The organism is Streptomyces sp. NPDC055815, assembly GCF_053616475.1.
The window spans coordinates 40,162-55,723 of record NZ_JBSHDU010000041.1; the positions used below are offsets into that span (position 1 = coordinate 40,162).

Sequence of the window (15,562 nt, forward strand, 5' to 3'; positions counted from 1 at the left end):
CCACCGGACCCGGGCCTCGGACCCATTCCCGTACGGGTTTTCATTTTTCGGCAGTGCTACGCGCGTAGATGTCTCCCTGGCACGATAACTTCGCCCCGCCCTGCCCTCCCGCTCCCACTCCTTCCGGCCAAGGAGAGTGCGTCATCAACGCGTCCAGCCCCCCTGCCGTAGAACTGCACGGCATCACCAAGCGTTTCCCCGGCGTCGTCGCCAACAAGGACATCGCCATCACGGTCCGCAAGGGCACCGTGCACGCCCTCATCGGCGAGAACGGCGCCGGCAAGTCGACCCTCATGAAGATCCTCTACGGCATGCAGAAGCCGGACGAGGGCACCATCGCCGTCGACGGCGAGCAGGTCACCTTCTCCAGCCCCGGTGACGCCATCGCGCGCGGCATCGGCATGGTGCACCAGCACTTCATGCTCGCCGACAACCTCACCGTCCTGGAGAACGTCGTCCTCGGCGGCGAGAAGCTCTACGGCATCGGCGCCAAGGCGCGGAAGAAGATCAAGGAGATCTCCGACGCGTACGGCCTCGGGGTCCGCCCCGACGCCCTCGTCGAGGACCTCGGCGTCGCCGACCGTCAGCGCGTGGAGATCCTCAAGGTCCTCTACCGCGGCGCGAAGATCCTCATCCTCGACGAGCCGACCGCCGTCCTCGTCCCGCAGGAGGTCGACGCGCTCTTCGACAACCTGCGCGAGCTCAAGTCCGAGGGCCTCACGGTCATCTTCATCTCGCACAAGCTGGGCGAGGTCCTGAAGGTCGCCGACGACATCACCGTCATCCGCCGGGGCACCACGGTCGGCACCGCCGACCCGAAGACCGCCACCACCAAGCAGCTCGCCGAGCTGATGGTCGGCAGCGAGCTGCCCTCGCCGGAGACCCGCGAGTCGACGGTCACGGACGTCGCGATGCTCAAGGTCGAGAACCTGACGCTCCTCGAGAGCGGCGCCGCCGGCGCCCCGCTGACCACCGCGGCCCCGGCCGACCCGTCGGCCGCCGTCACCGTGCACGAGGAGGCCGCGGCGGGCCGCAAGCTCCTCGACGACATCTCGCTCACCATCCACAAGGGCGAGATCCTCGGCATCGCCGGTGTCGAGGGCAACGGCCAGACCGAGCTCATCGAGGCCCTCATGGGCATGTCCACCCCCGACGCGGGCGCCATCAGCCTCGACGGCGAGGACATCACCAAGGTCTCGGTGCGCAAGCGCCGCGAGGGCGGCATCGGCTACATCCCCGAGGACCGCCACCGCCACGGCCTGCTCCTGGAGGCCCCCCTCTGGGAGAACCGCATCCTCGGCCACGTCACCGAGGCGCCCAACTCCAAGCGCGGCATCCTCGACCCGAAGGCCGCCCGCAAGGACACCGAGCGGATCGTGCGCGAGTACGACGTCCGCACCCCCGGCATCGACGTCACCGCGTCCTCGCTCTCCGGCGGCAACCAGCAGAAGCTGATCGTCGGCCGCGAGATGAGCCACGGGCCCAAGTTCCTGATCGCCGCCCACCCCACCCGCGGTGTGGACGTCGGCGCGCAGGCGCAGATCTGGGACGCCATCCGGGACGCCCGCCGCGAGGGCCTCGCGGTGCTGCTGATCTCCGCCGACCTCGACGAGCTGATCGGCCTGTCCGACACCCTCCGGGTCATGTACCGCGGCAAGCTGGTCGCCGACGCCGACCCCGCCACCATCACGCCCGAGCAGCTGGGCTCCGCCATGACCGGCGCAGCCACCGGCCGCCTCGAAGGCACCGAAGAGCAGCCCGAAGACGGTGACGCCCGATGATGAAATTCGACAAGGACAAGCTGATCATCGGGGCCGCCGGCCCCGTGCTCGCCCTGGTCACGTCCTTCGTGCTCACCGTGCTGGTGCTGCTCGCGACGGGCCTGGACCCGATCGAGCCCATCCGGCTGATGATCGACAACGCCGGGTACTCCGACGTCCAGGTCCTCATCGTCAACCAGACCGGGATCTACTACCTGGCGGCCCTGGCCGTGGCCATCGGCTTCCGGATGAACCTCTTCAACATCGGCGTCGAGGGCCAGTACCGCCTCGCCGCGATGGTGTCGGCGCTCGTCGGTGCCGCGGTCGACCTGCCCGGTCCGCTGCACATCCTGCTGATCGTGATCGTCGCCATCGCGACCGGTGCGATCTGGGCCGGTATCGCGGGCGTCCTGAAGACCACCCGCGGTGTCTCCGAGGTCGTCTCCACGATCATGCTCAACGCCATCACCACCTCCCTGGTGGCCTGGCTGATCCTGCCGAAGAACTTCGGCGTCCAGCCCCAGGGCTCCAACGACCTCACCACCGGTCAGATCTCCGAGTCCGGCTGGTTCCCCGGCATCGACATGGGCGACGGCGGCGAGATCTACGGCTTCACCTTCGTCGCCCTCGCGCTCGGCGTCGTCTACTGGTTCGTCCTCAACCGCACCCGCTTCGGCTTCGACCTGCGCGCCACCGGTGAGAGCGAGTCCGCGGCCCAGGCCAGCGGCGTCGACGCCAAGAAGATGATCCTCACCGCGATGCTGATCTCCGGCGGCCTCGCCGGTCTGGCCGGCATGCCGATCCTGCTCGGCGAGTCGCACACGTACAGCCTGGCCTTCCCGGTCAACGTCGGCTTCACCGCCATCACCGTCGCACTGCTCGGCCGCAACCACCCGGTCGGCATCCTCTTCTCGGCCCTCCTCTTCGCGTTCCTCGACAAGGCGTCCTCCAGCCTGGACGTCGAGGGTTACCCGAAGGAGATCACCGAGATCATGCAGGGCATCATCGTGATCGCCGTGGTCGTCTCCTACGAGCTCGTCCGCCGTTACGGCCTCCGCCGCCAGCAGCAGAAGGTCGGCGAGGAGCTCGCCGCCGGCGGCGCCATCAAGACCGACAAGGAGGTGGCGGCATGAGCACCGGCACCGTTGCCAAGCCGAGCGCCGCGCCCAAGAAGGCCGGACGCCGCAAGCTGACCTGGCCCTGGATCCTGCTGATCGCCGCGGCCGGCCTCGTGCTCTTCTCGCTCGTCCGGGCCGTCTCCGGCGCCGACGACCTCACCTCCGTCGGCCAGGTCTCCGGCGCGCTCCAGCTCGCCGTGCCGATCGGCATGGCCGGTCTCGGCGGTCTGTGGGCCGAGCGCGCGGGCGTCGTCAACATCGGCCTCGAAGGCATGATGGTCCTCGGCACCTGGTTCGGCGCCTGGGCCGGCTACCAGTGGGGCCCGTGGACGGGTGTCGTCGTCGGCATCCTCGGCGGCGCGATCGGCGGTCTGCTGCACGCGATCATCACCGTCACGTTCAACGTGAACCACATCGTCTCCGGTGTGGCCATCAACATCCTCGCGGTCGGCTTCACCAAGTACCTGTCGAACTTCACCTTCGCCGAGGCCGAGGGCGGCTCCTCCAAGCAGTCCCCGCGCATCGACCCGATCACCGACATCACCATCCCGGGCCTCTCCGACTGGCTGATGGACCTCCAGCAGAAGCACTGGTTCCTGATCTCGGACCTCGCCGGCATCCTCGGCGGCCTGGTCACCAACCTGTCGCTGCTCACGATCGTGGCCGTCCTGCTCGTCCCGGCCACCTGGTGGATCCTCTGGCGCACGGCCTTCGGCCTGCGGCTGCGCTCCTGCGGTGAGAACCCGGTCGCGGCCGAGTCCCTGGGCGTCAACGTCTACAAGTACAAGTACATCGCCGTCGTCGTCTCCGGCGGCCTCGCCGGCCTCGGCGGCGCGTTCCTGGCGATCGTCTCCACCGGCATCTACCAGGAGGGCCAGACCGGCGGCCGCGGCTACATCGGTCTCGCCGCGATGATCTTCGGCAACTGGATGCCCGGCGGCATGGCCATGGGCGCCGGCCTCTTCGGCTTCACCGACAGCCTCAAGCTGCGCGGCGGCGCCGAGAACGTCCACGCGCTCCTGCTGCTCGTCGCGGTGCTCCTGGTGATCGCCGCCGCGTGGCAGCTGTACAAGAAGAAGTACTTCTCCGCGGCCGCGTCCGCGATCTTCTCCGCCGGCTTCTTCATCTGGTACTTCGTCACCGACGAGGTCCCGAGCCAGTTCGTCGACGCCGCCCCGTACGTCACCACCCTGCTCGTGCTCGCCCTCTCGGCGCAGCGCCTGCGGATGCCCAAGGCGGACGGTCTGCCGTACCGGAAGGGCCAGGGCAAGTGACGACCCCCGACTGGGAGGCCCTGCGTACGGCGGCCCGCGAGGCCATGTCCCGTGCCTACGCCCCGTACTCGGGCTTCCCGGTCGGCGCGGCGGCCCTCGTGGACGACGGGCGGGTGATCTCCGGCTGCAACGTGGAGAACGCCTCGTACGGCCTCAGCCTGTGCGCCGAGTGCGGGCTCGTCTCGCAGCTCCGGGCGACCGGCGGCGGCCGGCTCACGCACTTCGTGTGCGTGGACGGCCGGGGCGAGTCCCTGGTCCCGTGCGGACGCTGCCGGCAGCTCCTGTACGAGTTCGGGGGACCCGAGCTCGTCCTGGAGACCCCGGCGGGGTTCCTGACCCTGGCCGAGATGCTCCCGCAGGCCTTCGGGCCCGACCACCTCGCCAAGTAGCACCTAGGAGCGGCCCTTCCGGCACGATGGGAGGGTCGCTCCCCTTTCCTCCCCTCTATGCGCGTAGAAAGAGGCACCACCATGGACGTCATCTCCGTCATCCGCACCAAGCGGGACAAGGGCGAGCTGAGCCCGGAGCAGATCGACTGGGTCATCGACGCCTACACCCGCGGCGAGGTCGCCGACGAGCAGATGTCCGCCCTGGCCATGGCCATCCTGCTCAACGGCATGAACCGCGCGGAGATCGCCCGCTGGACCGCCGCGATGATCGCGTCCGGCGAGCGCATGAACTTCGACTCGCTCTCCCGCCCGACCGCCGACAAGCACTCCACCGGCGGAGTCGGCGACAAGATCACCCTCCCGCTCGCCCCGCTCGTCGCCGCCTGCGGCGCGGCCGTGCCGCAGCTCTCCGGCCGCGGCCTCGGCCACACCGGCGGCACCCTCGACAAGCTGGAGTCCATCCCCGGCTGGCGCGCGCTGCTCTCCAACGAGGAGATGCTGCACGTCCTCGACACCACGGGCGCGGTCATCTGCGCGGCGGGCGACGGCCTGGCCCCCGCCGACAAGAAGCTGTACGCGCTCCGCGACGTGACCGGCACGGTCGAGGCGATCCCGCTGATCGCCTCGTCGATCATGTCGAAGAAGATCGCCGAGGGCACCGGCTCCCTGGTCCTCGACGTCAAGGTCGGCACCGGCGCCTTCATGAAGAACATCGAGGACGCGCGCGAGCTCGCCCGCACGATGGTCGGCCTCGGCACCGACAGCGGCGTCAAGACGGTCGCCCTCCTCACCGACATGTCCACCCCGCTCGGCCTCACCGCGGGCAACGCCCTGGAGGTCCGCGAGTCGGTCGAGGTCCTCGCGGGCGGCGGCCCGAAGGACGTCGTCGACCTGACCGTCGCCCTCGCGGCCGAGATGCTGGCCGCCGCCGGCATCAAGGACGCCGACCCGGCGAAGGCCCTCGCGGACGGCTCGGCGATGGACCACTGGCGCCGGATGATCGCGGCCCAGGGCGGCGACCCGGACGCGGCCCTCCCGGTCGCCCGCGAGCAGCACGTCGTCACGGCCCCGTCGACCGGCGTCCTCACCCGCCTCGACGCGTACGACATCGGCATCGCCGCCTGGCGCCTGGGCGCGGGCCGCGCCCGCAAGGAGGACCCGGTGCAGGCGGGCGCGGGCGTCGAGCTCCACGCGAAGCCGGGTGACACGGTGACCGCGGGCCAGCCGCTGCTCACCCTCCACACGGACACCCCGGAGAAGTTCGACTACGCCCTGAAGTCCCTGACGGGCGCCTGGGACATCGCGGCCCCGGGCACGGAGTTCACCCCGAACCCGATCGTCCTGGACCGCATCGCCTGAGGCCCGGCCCGCGACGGGAGCCGGTGAAGGACTACACCGGCTCCCCGAGCAGCCCCGGCAGCTCCCGCATCGAGTCGAAGACCACCGTCCGGGGGCCCATCAGGCGGTCCGCCCGCGTCAGGCCGCCGCAGTAGCCGAAGGCGCGCATGCCGGCCGCGCGGGCGGCCCGGACGCCGTACGGGCTGTCCTCGACGACCGCGCAGCGCTCCGGCGGGACGCCCATCGAGGCCGCCGCGTGCAGGAACAGGTCCGGGGCGGGCTTGGCGCGGGCGACGTCGCGGGCGCTGAACATCCGGCCCTCGAAGCGGGCCAGGAGGCCGGTCCGGCCGAGGTTCTTGCGGATGCTGCCGTGGCTGCCGTTGGAGGCGAGGCAGTACGGGACGGACAGGCCGTCCAGGACGTCCGTGACGCCCTCCACGGCCGTCAGCTCCGCGTCCAGCGCGTCCTCGTACCGCTGCTTGAAGGGCGCCTGCCAGCCGGGTTCGAGGGGCCGGCCCCGCCGCTCCTCGACGATCGCCGTGAGCATCTCGTGCGAGGAACCGACGAAGAGCTCGGCCATCTCCGCCTCCGTGAACGCGGCGCCGAGGGAGGCGAACACCTCCCGGTCCACCCGGCAGTAGATCCGCTCGCTGTCCACCAGAACACCGTCACAGTCAAAGATCACCAGTTCGACAGGCTCAAGACTCATGATCCGGAGCCTAGCGATGAGTTCCGGGCGCCCGGGCGGTCTCCCCGGTGTGGACACCAGTCAGCCCCTCGTCGTGACCCTGCCCGCCCGCCCCGGCCCGGAGGACGTCGCCCGGCTCTGCGCCGAGCTCGGCGCCGCCCCGCCCGGTGACGTCGTCTGCGAGGTCGGCGCGCTCGCGGGCGCCGATCTCGCCGCCGTCGACGCCCTCGCCCGGCTGAAACTCGCCGCGAGCCGAAGGGGCCACCGGATCCGCTTCCACGGAGCAGGACCCGAACTGCGGACCCTGCTCCACCTCACCGGCCTCGCGGAGACCCTAGGCTTCTAGCCGCGCCGGCAGGTCGAAGAGCGGGAACCAGCGCTCCGTGTCCAGGAAGAAGTCCATCCCGCCGACCTTGCCGTCCCGCAGCTCCAGGACGATCAGCGCCCACGGGCTGAAGCCGCCCGCCGGGTCCGGGTGGTACTGGGCGAAGGCCGGGGAGCCGTTCGCCACGGTCGGCACCAGCTTCGAGCCCGAGCAGACCTCGCCGACGCCCAGCATCCAGCCCACGATGTCGTCGTGGCCGCGCAGCCACAGGTCGTACGGCGGCATGGACATCGTCGCGTCCTCGTGGAGGAGCGCCGTCAGCGCCTTCATGTCGTAGCCCTCGAACGCGGCGACGTAGCGCTCCAGGAGCGCCTGCTGCTCCTCGTCCAGCGGGTCCGCCGGGTCGGAGGCGGCCGGGGCCTGCTCGGCGAGGGTCGCGCGGGCCCGCTGGAGGGCGCTGTTGACCGAGGCGACGGAGGTGTCGAGGAGCTCCGCGACCTCGCTCGCCTTCCAGGCGAGGACCTCGCGCAGGATGAGCACGGCCCGCTGCTTGGGCGGCAGGTGCTGAAGCGCGGCCACGAACGCGAGCCGTACGGACTCCCGGGACAGCGCCGTCTCCGCCGGATCGCCCGCCGTGGGCAGCACCCGCCCGTCGGGGATCGGCTCCAGCCAGGTGATCTCGGGCTGCTTCACGAGCTGCGCCTGAGCGACGGGCGTCGGGGAGCTCAGATCCATCGGCCGCGCCCTCTTGTTCCCCGCGTTCAGCGCGTCCAGGCAGACGTTGGTGGCGATCCGGTACAGCCAGGACCGCAGCGAGGAGCGGCCCTCGAAGGAGCCGATGGCCTTCCAGGCGCGGACCATGGTGTCCTGCACCGCGTCCTCCGCCTCGAAGGAGGAACCGAGCATCCGGTAGCAGTAACCGGTCAGCTCCCTGCGGTACTTGTCGAGTTCCTCGGTCGTCGCCGTCGCGGCATCGCTCATCGGGTCCACACCCCACTCACCCCTCACCGGTACCCGTTCGGCGCCGGTGAGAGGGAAGCTACCGCAGTGGACTGACAGCCGGGGTCAGGTTCCCGGCTTGCGGCCGTAGACGAAGACGTCGTCGCCGTTCCTGAGCAGATTCCAGTACGCTTTCGCGTCCCTCGGCGTCATGTTGACGCAGCCGCCGGAGCCCGGCGGGTTCCACATGGACTTGGTGGTCGAGTGGAAGGCCTGGCCGCCGTCGAAGAACTGCGAGTACGGCATGGAGACGTGGTAGATCGTCGACCAGTGGTTGATGTTCCGCCAGTAGATCTTCTTGGAGCCGGTACGCGTCTCGGTGCCGTCCTTGCCCGTACGGACCGGCACCGGGCCGTACTTGAGGCGCGAGCCGTCCTGGATCCAGCTGAGCTGGCGGGTCAGGTCGACACAGGCGATCCGGCCGCGGTTGGTCGGGCAGGTGCCCGCCCGGTTGGGGTTGGTGCCGGCCGCCCTCTGCTGGAGCATCGTGTTCATGGTGCGCCAGGTGACCGGCCCGGCGTACCCCATGGTCGGGGTGATGCCGTGCTTGGCCTGGAAGGCCTGGATGGCCTGACAGTCGGCGAGCGACTGGCGTCCGTCGACCGGCCGGCCGAGGAACTTCTCCACCTGCTTCTGGTACGGCCCCGTCGTCACGTTGCAGGACGCCGCCTGCGCCGGGGCCGTACCGAGCGCGATCGTCATCGGCACCACGAGCGACGTGATGCCGGCGGCGATGCCCGCCCTTCTGCCGACGAGCCGCGAGATTCTTTTCATGATCGTCAACTCCCCCTTGAGTCCCTGCACTTGAGGACGTAAGGGGGAGTGTGACGGTTGCAGGCCCGTGGCGGGAGACCGCCTACGCCGCCGCCGGGTGCAGGCGCCGCGCCTCGACGCGCGCGCTGTGCGAGCCGTACAGGGTGACCGAGACGACCCCGAGGACCGCGACCAGGCCGATCAGGACCGTACCCGCCCAGCCGCCCGCGTGGAAGGCGATCGCGCCGAGCGTGCCGCCCGCGCTGCTGCCCAGGTAGTACGCCGACTGGTAGAGCGCCGAGGCCTGCGCGCGGCCCGTCTTCGCCGTGCGGCTCACCGAGGAGGAGGCGACCGCGTGGCCCGCGAAGAAACCGGCCGTGATCAGGACCAGGCCCGCGAGGACCAGGGCCAGGGAGTCGGACAGGGAGCACAGCAGGCCCGCCGCCGTCGTGGAGACCGCCAGGTACAGCGCGCCGCGCCGGCCCAGCCGGCCGACCAGCTTGCCGGCCGCCGCCGAGGAGACCGTACCGACCAGGTAGATCAGGAAGATCGAGCCGATCACACCCTGCGGCAGCGAGAACGGCGCCTCCACCAGGCGGTAGCCGATCACCGTGTACACGGCGCCGAAGACCGTCATGAACAGCGCGCCGATCACGTAAAGACGCATCAGGAGCGGGTCGGCCAGGTGACCCCGGACGGTCTTCGCCAGCGCCTTCGGGTTCAGCGTGCCGGGCGTGAAGTGCCGGGCCTTCGGGAGCAGCGCCCGGAAGGCGAGCGCGCACGCCAGGGAGGTCAGGCCGACGGCGGCCAGACCCGCGCGCCAGCCCCACAGCTGGGAGACCCAGCCGGTCACGAGCCGGCCGCTCATGCCGCCGATCGAGTTGCCCGCCACGAAGAGGCCGATCGCCGCGATCAGCGCCTTGGGCCGCACCTCCTCGGCGAGGTACGCCATCGCCGAGGCCGGGAGGCCGGCGAGCGCGGCGCCCTGGACCGCGCGGAGCGCGATCAGCGACTCCAGGTTCGGGGCGAGCGGCACCAGGAGGGCCACGGCGACCGCGACCGAGAGGGAGGCCGTCATCATCGCGCGCCGCCCGAAGCGCTCCGAGAGGGCGCTGAGCGGCAGGACGCAGAGGGCGAGGGCGCCGGTCGCGGCGGAGACCGTCCAGGAGGCGGCGGAGGCGGTGGCGCCGAACTCGGCCGAGATGGCCGGGAGGAGGGCCTGCGTGGAGTAGAGGAGGGCGAAGGTGGCCAGTCCGGCGGCGAAGAGCGCGAGGCTCATCCGGCGGTAGCCGGGGGCACCGGGGGAGAGGCGGGTGTCGGCGGACGCGGTGGTGGCGGCCGCCTTGGTACTGGCGGAAGGCATGTCACGAACGTAGGACGGTCCGCTTCATGCGTCCAATGCACGGAACTGCTGTAATCGTTCCCATGGTGCATGAGTACAGGCCACAGCCTCGGCTGTCACCGAACAGTAACGAAGAAGACATGGGACTGCTGCTCGCGCCGCGGCTCGCGTACTTCGCCGCCGTCGCCCGGCACGAGCACGTGACCCGCGCCGCGGCCGAGATGGGCGTGCCCCAGTCGACGCTCTCGCGGGCCATGGTCCGGCTCGAACAGGACCTCGGCGTCACCCTCTTCGCCCGCCGCGGCCGCACCGTCTCCCTCACCCCGGCCGGCCGCCGCTTCCTCACCGCCGCCGAGCGGGCCCTCGCCGAGGTGGAGCGGGCCGCCGACACCGTACGGGCCGATGCCGACCCGACGGCGGGCCGGGTCGCCTTCGGCTTCCTCCATACGATGGGCTCCGAGACCGTCCCCGGCCTCATCCGCGCCTTCCGCGTCGACCACCCCCGCATCCGCTTCACCCTCGTCCAGAACTACGGCGAGGCCATGATCGAGCGGCTGCGCGCCGGGGACCTCGACCTCTGCCTGACCTCCCCGGTGCCGGACGCCCCCGACCTGGTGGCCCGGCGCCTCGACGAACAGCGGCTGCGGCTCGTCGTCCCGGACGACCACCGGCTCGCGGGCCGCAAGCGGGTGCGGCTCGCCGAGGCCGCGGAGGAGACCTTCGTGACCCTGGAGCCGGGGTACGGGCTCCGCCGCATCACCGACGACCTGTGCGCCGAGGCCGGCTTCAAGCCCCGGGTCGCCTTCGAGGGGGAGGAGGCCGAGACCCTGCGCGGCCTCGTCGCCGCCGGGCTCGGCGTCGCCCTGCTGCCGCCGCCCGCCGTGCCCCGCCCCGGCGTCGTCGAACTCACCGTCACCGCGCCGCGCGCGGTCCGCGAGATCGGCGTCGCCTGGCTGGACGGCCACCCGGACACGGCCCCGGTGGCCGCCTTCAAGAAGTTCCTGCTCAGCAGGCGCGGCCACCTGCTCCCGAAGGAGCCGTCACTTCCGGCGTGAGTCCGTCACCTCCGGCGTGAGCTCCCGAAGCCCGCCGCGAGCGGCATCCGCAGGCCCAGCGGCGGAGGAGCCGCCATCGCGTCGGTCACCGGGCGGGCGACCGGCCGGGAGAACAGGGCGCCGAGCACGAAGTCCGCGGCGAGGGCCCGGACCTCGGCCGCGTACTGGCGCAGCGCGTGGCCGTCCGAGTGGACCTCGAAGCGACAGGTGTCCCGGTTGGCCTTCTTCGCCCGCTCGGCGAACCGGAACGACAGCTCCGGGTCCGTCCGCGCGTCGTTCGTGCCGTGCACGAGCAGCACCCTGCGCCCCACCAGCTGCCGCACCGGCTCCGGCTCCGCCGCCACGTCGTCCTCCGGCAGCCATGGCGCGAGCGCCAGCACCGCGCCGACCGCCGGATGCCCGGCCGCCCGCAGCGCCGCCCGCGCCCCCATCCCGTGGCCCAGGAGGCAGACCGGGACGTCGCCGTAGCGCCGTACGGCCTCCTCGACCGCCCAGGAGGCGTCCGCCACGAGATCCGCGTCCGCGCCGTTCCAGCCGCGCGCCCGGTAGCGCACCACGTGCGCCGCGAGCCCCTCGGACCGGCCCGCCCGCACCAGTTCACGCGCCGGCGCGAGCATCGCCGCGTGCGCCCGCGCGGAGGCCCGCCGGGCCGACACGGGCTCGCCGTCCGGCAGGAGCAGCACCACGCCGCCCACCGCCGCGACCGCCGACCGGGAACCGACGGGGCGCCCGAGCCGGGGTCTCCGGGTCTCGGGCGGCCCCACGAGTGCGAAGTGCGCCATGGCAGAACAGTCTCAGAAGGAGAGGTGTACGCCAGTCGTACGCGCGGTCTCTGTTACGTATCGTCCGGAGACCGAACGCCCTTTGCTCCTATACCCGTTCGAACCGGGCCACCGAGCCGACGACCGTGAAGCCCCTCCGGCCGTACCAGGTGTGCGGCCAGTCGCCCGCGAAGGCGGTGAGGAAGCGGGTCGTGCAGCCCGCGGCGGCGGCCTCGTGCAGGGCGGTGTCGAGCACCTTCCCCGCGTACCCCTGCTTCAGATGGGCCTCCACGGTGACCAGGTCCTCGATCTGCGCGATGCCCGTCGCCGGGTCCATGTACAGATCGACCCAGGCGGCCACCTCCCCCTCCGGGGTGTGCGCGGCGAAGAAGCGGACGACGTCGGCACCCCGCCGCCGCGCCACCCGCCGCTCCACCAGGTGCCCGATCTGCTCGGGCGTCGCCTGCGGGGCGAACCGCGGCCAGGACGCGGCGACCGGGCCGCGCAGTTCGTCGAAGTCCACCTCGCGCGCCCCGCCGTGCTCCGGCACCGGGCCGCTGTGCGCCATGATCAGGGTGGTGGCGTGCCGGAACCCGGCCCGCTCCATCGGCGCCACACAGGCGGCGGCGACCTGCTCGTCGAGGACGTACGCGAAGCGGTACGGGAGATGGCTCTGCGCCTCGTCCGTGTAACCGGCCAGCGCCTCCGGGTCCACGGCCCCGTAGGCGAGCACGTGGTTGTTGCCCCGGGAGTGCCGGAAGTCGTCGTCGAGCACCGCGACGGCGCCCGGGAACTCGACGGTACGGGCCGCCTGCCGGCGGTGGAAGTCGGACAGGAAGCGGTGGATGCGCGGGAGTTCGGCTGCGGTGGACGTCATACGGGCAGGCTAGGCGGGGCCGTCTCCGCGCCGCCACGAGAAAAACGGTGCCGCACGGGGTGTTCTACGCGCGTAGGGGCTAGAGTGCGGAAATGACGAGCCAGACCCCCAACGTCCCCACCGCGGACCAGATCCGCCGTGCCCCGAAGGTGCTGCTCCACGACCACCTCGACGGCGGACTGCGCCCCGGCACGATCATCGAACTCGCCCAGGAGCAGGGCTACGAGCAGCTGCCCGAGACGGAGCCCGACAAGCTCGGCATCTGGTTCCGCGAAGCCGCCGACTCCGGCTCCCTGGAGCGGTACCTGGAGACCTTCGCGCACACCTGCGCCGTCATGCAGACCCGGGACGCCCTCTTCCGCGTCGCCGCCGAATGCGCCGTCGACCTCGCCGAGGACGGCGTCGTCTACGCCGAGGTGCGCTACGCCCCCGAGCAGCACCTGGAAGGCGGTCTCACCCTCGAAGAGGTCGTGGAGGCCGTCAACGAGGGCTTCCGCGAGGGCGAGCGGCAGGCCAGGGCCAACGGCCACCGCATCCGGGTCGGCGCCCTGCTGACCGCCATGCGGCACGCCGCCCGCGCCCTGGAGATCGCCGAACTCGCCAACCGCTACCGCGACACCGGCGTCGTCGGCTTCGACATCGCGGGCGCCGAGGCCGGCTACCCGCCCACCCGCCACCTCGACGCCTTCGAATACCTCAAGCGGGAGAACAACCACTTCACGATCCACGCGGGCGAGGCCTTCGGGCTCCCCTCGATCTGGCAGGCGCTCCAGTGGTGCGGCGCCGACCGGCTCGGCCACGGCGTCCGGATCATCGACGACATCGAGGTCGCCGACAGCGGCGCGGTCCGCCTCGGCCGCCTCGCGGCCTACGTCCGCGACAAGCGCATCCCGCTGGAGATGTGCCCCTCCTCCAACCTCCAGACCGGCGCCGCCGCCTCCATCGCCGAGCACCCCATCGGTCTGCTCCGCACCCTCCATTTCCGGGCCACGGTCAACACCGACAACCGGCTCATGAGCGGGACGAGCATGAGCCGGGAATTCGAGCTGCTGATCGATGCATTCGACTACACGCTCGACGACATGCAGTGGTTCACGGTCAATGCGATGAAATCAGCGTTCATTCCTTTCGATGAACGACTCGCCATGATCAACGAGGTCATCAAGCCCGGATACGCCGAGCTCAAGTCCGAATGGCTGTTCCAGCAGACCGCCACGACCAGCGAGTCTTCCCGTACGGAAAGCTGAAACACGCCCCGCGCAGGGGACGGGAGCGGCCGGGTCGATGCGACACCCGGCCGCTTTTCGGTGTTTGCGGAGGCGACGTTCGCTGGTTAGGTTGCAGAGCCGCTCTCAATTCCCAGGATTTCCCCGCCCGGCTTTCCCGGAAGCCCCCGGATTCCCCAAGGAAGATTTTCTGATGAAGCAGTCTGCCGCCAAGAAGCTCGGTGTCGCCGCTCTCGGTGCCGCTTTCGTCGCCGCCGGTGCCGGCGCGGCCAACGCCGCGTCGCCCCTGCCGCTCGACGCCGACGCGCTGGGCACGGTGACCTCGGCCGTCCCGCTGGGTGACGGCCTCACCACGCTCCCTGACGGCGCCTCCGAGTCCCTCGGTGCCGGCCAGGGCGCCCTCGGTCAGGGTGTCGACCAGGGCGTGAAGACCCTCCCGGCCGCCGCCGGCCAGGCCACCCAGAACCTCCCGCTGGACGCCGCCGCCGGCGGCCTCGGCGCCACCCCGCTCGGCGGCCTCCTCGGCGGCCTGCCGCTGAACGGCCTGCCGCTCGGCTGACCCCCGCCGTACGACGCCGAAGGGGCGCGCACCCGGAACCCGGGTACGCGCCCCTTCGGCGTACGCACGGCCCTACCAGGCCGTGCTCGCGGTCTTCTCCGCCGGCAGGAAGATCCACAGGCCCAGGTAGATCAGGAACTGCGGTCCCGGCAGCAGGCACGAGACCAGGAAGATCAGACGCATCGTCGTCGCGGAGATGCCGAAGCGCCGGGCCAGCGCCGCGCACACTCCGCCGAGCACGCGTCCGTCACGGGGGCGGGACAGTGCGGCCATGGTGGGCTCCTTCGGAGTCGGTCCGGGAGCCGCTCCTGCGGGCTCCCGATGACTCCATCCTGCCGCCGCGAACGGGGACGAAGCGTCCGTCTACGGGGCGATCGGGACCCTGGAAATCGTCGGGGTCGCACCCTGAGGACCCTGCCCTCGGCGCAGCCGGCTCCGGCAGGCCGGGACGATCAGGAGATGCGCGAGGGCGACGCCCGTCGTGTTCAGGAGTACGGAGTCCACGTCGACGACCTGCCCCGGCACGGCGGTCTGGAGCAGCTCGATCGCCAGCGACACGAGCGCGCCGGCGGCGGTCGTACGGGTCAGGGAGGCCCAGCCGGAGACGTGCAGCCGTCCGTCGGCCATCGGGAGCAGCACCCCGAGCGGGGCCAGGAGCAGCAGGCCCTCGCCGATCAGCCGGGCCGCCTCGACGCCGCCGAGCGCGAGGTCCGCCCGGATGCCGTGCAGCGGGATCGTGTTCGGGGCGGTCACCCAGGCGACGTCCCGTGGGCGCAGGCTGACCCAGGCGACGAGCAGCAGATGCGCGAGGAGGAGGACGAACCCCGTCACGCGGACGACCATGGCGGCCTGGCCGCCCGAACCTTGACGCTGCACGCCCCCCAAGACGCCCAACAGAGCGGAATCGGTTCCGCACGCCGCCGTTGTGACCCTACGTTCCGCCGGGGCGGTGCCCACCCACCCAGACGGCGCCCCGCCCGTTGTGGGCAGGCGTTCCGCAAGGGGCGGAACGGGTGGGCACAACGGACGGCGCCCTTGCCGGCGCCAGAGGCTCCCGCGCCTGAACCCGCACCGGATGTGCGCCGCCACGGTGGGTGC

The 15,562-nt window shown here is 71.6% G+C and carries 17 protein-coding genes; 9 read left to right on the forward strand and 8 right to left on the reverse strand.

The window, feature by feature from the left end:
* Positions 1-68: 68 nt before the first annotated feature.
* The 5 genes from ACWGN5_RS24700 (at position 69) to ACWGN5_RS24720 (ending at position 5,900) form a co-directional block, all read left to right on the forward strand.
* A complete protein-coding gene (locus ACWGN5_RS24700) occupies positions 69-1,781 on the forward strand; it encodes an ABC transporter ATP-binding protein (RefSeq protein WP_453518803.1) in 1,713 nt (570 codons plus the stop codon).
* Positions 1,778-2,893, forward strand: a complete 1,116-nt coding sequence (locus tag ACWGN5_RS24705) for an ABC transporter permease (RefSeq protein ID WP_453518805.1) — start codon at positions 1,778-1,780, stop codon at positions 2,891-2,893. The genes ACWGN5_RS24700 and ACWGN5_RS24705 overlap by 4 nt, the downstream gene beginning before the upstream one ends.
* Entirely contained in the window at positions 2,890-4,152 is a 1,263-nt protein-coding gene (locus ACWGN5_RS24710; protein WP_453518810.1) for an ABC transporter permease, read from the forward strand. The genes ACWGN5_RS24705 and ACWGN5_RS24710 overlap by 4 nt, the downstream gene beginning before the upstream one ends.
* A complete protein-coding gene (locus tag ACWGN5_RS24715; RefSeq protein ID WP_453518812.1) occupies positions 4,149-4,541 on the forward strand; it encodes a cytidine deaminase in 393 nt (130 codons plus the stop codon). Before ACWGN5_RS24710 ends, ACWGN5_RS24715 begins: the two co-directional genes overlap by 4 nt.
* 81 nt (positions 4,542-4,622) lie before the next feature.
* A complete protein-coding gene (locus tag ACWGN5_RS24720) occupies positions 4,623-5,900 on the forward strand; it encodes a thymidine phosphorylase (RefSeq protein ID WP_453518815.1) in 1,278 nt (425 codons plus the stop codon).
* 31 nt (positions 5,901-5,931) lie between these two features.
* On the opposite strand, the gene ACWGN5_RS24725 is transcribed toward ACWGN5_RS24720, so the two are convergent.
* Positions 5,932-6,588 carry an HAD family hydrolase gene (locus tag ACWGN5_RS24725; RefSeq protein WP_453518818.1) on the reverse strand — a complete coding sequence of 219 codons (657 nt, stop codon included), beginning with the start codon at positions 6,586-6,588 and terminating at the stop codon, positions 5,932-5,934.
* A 16-nt stretch (positions 6,589-6,604) separates the two neighbouring features.
* On the opposite strand from ACWGN5_RS24725, the gene ACWGN5_RS24730 reads away from it, so the two are divergent.
* Positions 6,605-6,913, forward strand: a complete 309-nt coding sequence (locus tag ACWGN5_RS24730; RefSeq protein WP_453518820.1) for an STAS domain-containing protein — start codon at positions 6,605-6,607, stop codon at positions 6,911-6,913.
* On the opposite strand, the gene ACWGN5_RS24735 is transcribed toward ACWGN5_RS24730, so the two are convergent.
* The 3 genes from ACWGN5_RS24735 to ACWGN5_RS24745 all read right to left on the reverse strand — a co-directional run bounded on the left by ACWGN5_RS24735 (position 6,902) and on the right by ACWGN5_RS24745 (position 10,007).
* A complete protein-coding gene (locus ACWGN5_RS24735; RefSeq protein WP_453518821.1) occupies positions 6,902-7,873 on the reverse strand; it encodes a sigma-70 family RNA polymerase sigma factor in 972 nt (323 codons plus the stop codon). The genes ACWGN5_RS24730 and ACWGN5_RS24735 overlap by 12 nt on opposite strands.
* Before the next feature lie 84 nt (positions 7,874-7,957).
* Complete coding sequence (locus tag ACWGN5_RS24740; RefSeq protein ID WP_453518823.1) at positions 7,958-8,665, reverse strand: L,D-transpeptidase family protein; 708 nt, start codon at positions 8,663-8,665, stop codon at positions 7,958-7,960.
* Positions 8,666-8,747: 82 nt separating this feature from the next.
* Positions 8,748-10,007, reverse strand: coding sequence for an MFS transporter (locus ACWGN5_RS24745; RefSeq protein WP_453518825.1), 1,260 nt, complete (start codon positions 10,005-10,007; stop codon positions 8,748-8,750).
* Positions 10,008-10,069: 62 nt separating this feature from the next.
* On the opposite strand from ACWGN5_RS24745, the gene ACWGN5_RS24750 reads away from it, so the two are divergent.
* The gene (locus ACWGN5_RS24750) at positions 10,070-11,041 is read left to right on the forward strand and encodes a LysR family transcriptional regulator (RefSeq protein ID WP_453518826.1); all 972 of its coding nucleotides are present in this window, start codon (positions 10,070-10,072) and stop codon (positions 11,039-11,041) included.
* A 5-nt stretch (positions 11,042-11,046) separates the two neighbouring features.
* On the opposite strand, the gene ACWGN5_RS24755 is transcribed toward ACWGN5_RS24750, so the two are convergent.
* Both ACWGN5_RS24755 and ACWGN5_RS24760 read right to left on the reverse strand, forming a co-directional pair.
* Positions 11,047-11,823 carry a serine aminopeptidase domain-containing protein gene (locus ACWGN5_RS24755; RefSeq protein WP_453518828.1) on the reverse strand — a complete coding sequence of 259 codons (777 nt, stop codon included), beginning with the start codon at positions 11,821-11,823 and terminating at the stop codon, positions 11,047-11,049.
* An 88-nt stretch (positions 11,824-11,911) separates the two neighbouring features.
* Positions 11,912-12,679, reverse strand: a complete 768-nt coding sequence (locus ACWGN5_RS24760) for a GNAT family N-acetyltransferase (protein ID WP_453518829.1) — start codon at positions 12,677-12,679, stop codon at positions 11,912-11,914.
* Positions 12,680-12,771: 92 nt separating this feature from the next.
* On the opposite strand from ACWGN5_RS24760, the gene ACWGN5_RS24765 reads away from it, so the two are divergent.
* Together ACWGN5_RS24765 and ACWGN5_RS24770 are read left to right on the forward strand one after the other, a co-directional pair.
* On the forward strand, positions 12,772-13,926 hold the full coding sequence (locus ACWGN5_RS24765) for an adenosine deaminase (protein ID WP_453518831.1): 1,155 nt from the start codon (positions 12,772-12,774) through the stop codon (positions 13,924-13,926).
* Between the two features lie 172 nt (positions 13,927-14,098).
* Positions 14,099-14,464 (forward strand): hypothetical protein, encoded by a 366-nt coding sequence (locus tag ACWGN5_RS24770; protein ID WP_453518832.1) that lies wholly within the window; start codon positions 14,099-14,101, stop codon positions 14,462-14,464.
* Positions 14,465-14,536: 72 nt separating this feature from the next.
* Here ACWGN5_RS24770 and ACWGN5_RS24775 read toward each other — a convergent pair whose 3' ends face one another.
* Both ACWGN5_RS24775 and ACWGN5_RS24780 read right to left on the reverse strand, forming a co-directional pair.
* On the reverse strand, positions 14,537-14,737 hold the full coding sequence (locus tag ACWGN5_RS24775) for a PspC domain-containing protein (RefSeq protein WP_453518835.1): 201 nt from the start codon (positions 14,735-14,737) through the stop codon (positions 14,537-14,539).
* A gap of 90 nt (positions 14,738-14,827) precedes the next feature.
* Positions 14,828-15,307, reverse strand: coding sequence for a VanZ family protein (locus tag ACWGN5_RS24780; RefSeq protein WP_453518892.1), 480 nt, complete (start codon positions 15,305-15,307; stop codon positions 14,828-14,830).
* Positions 15,308-15,562 lie beyond the last annotated feature (255 nt).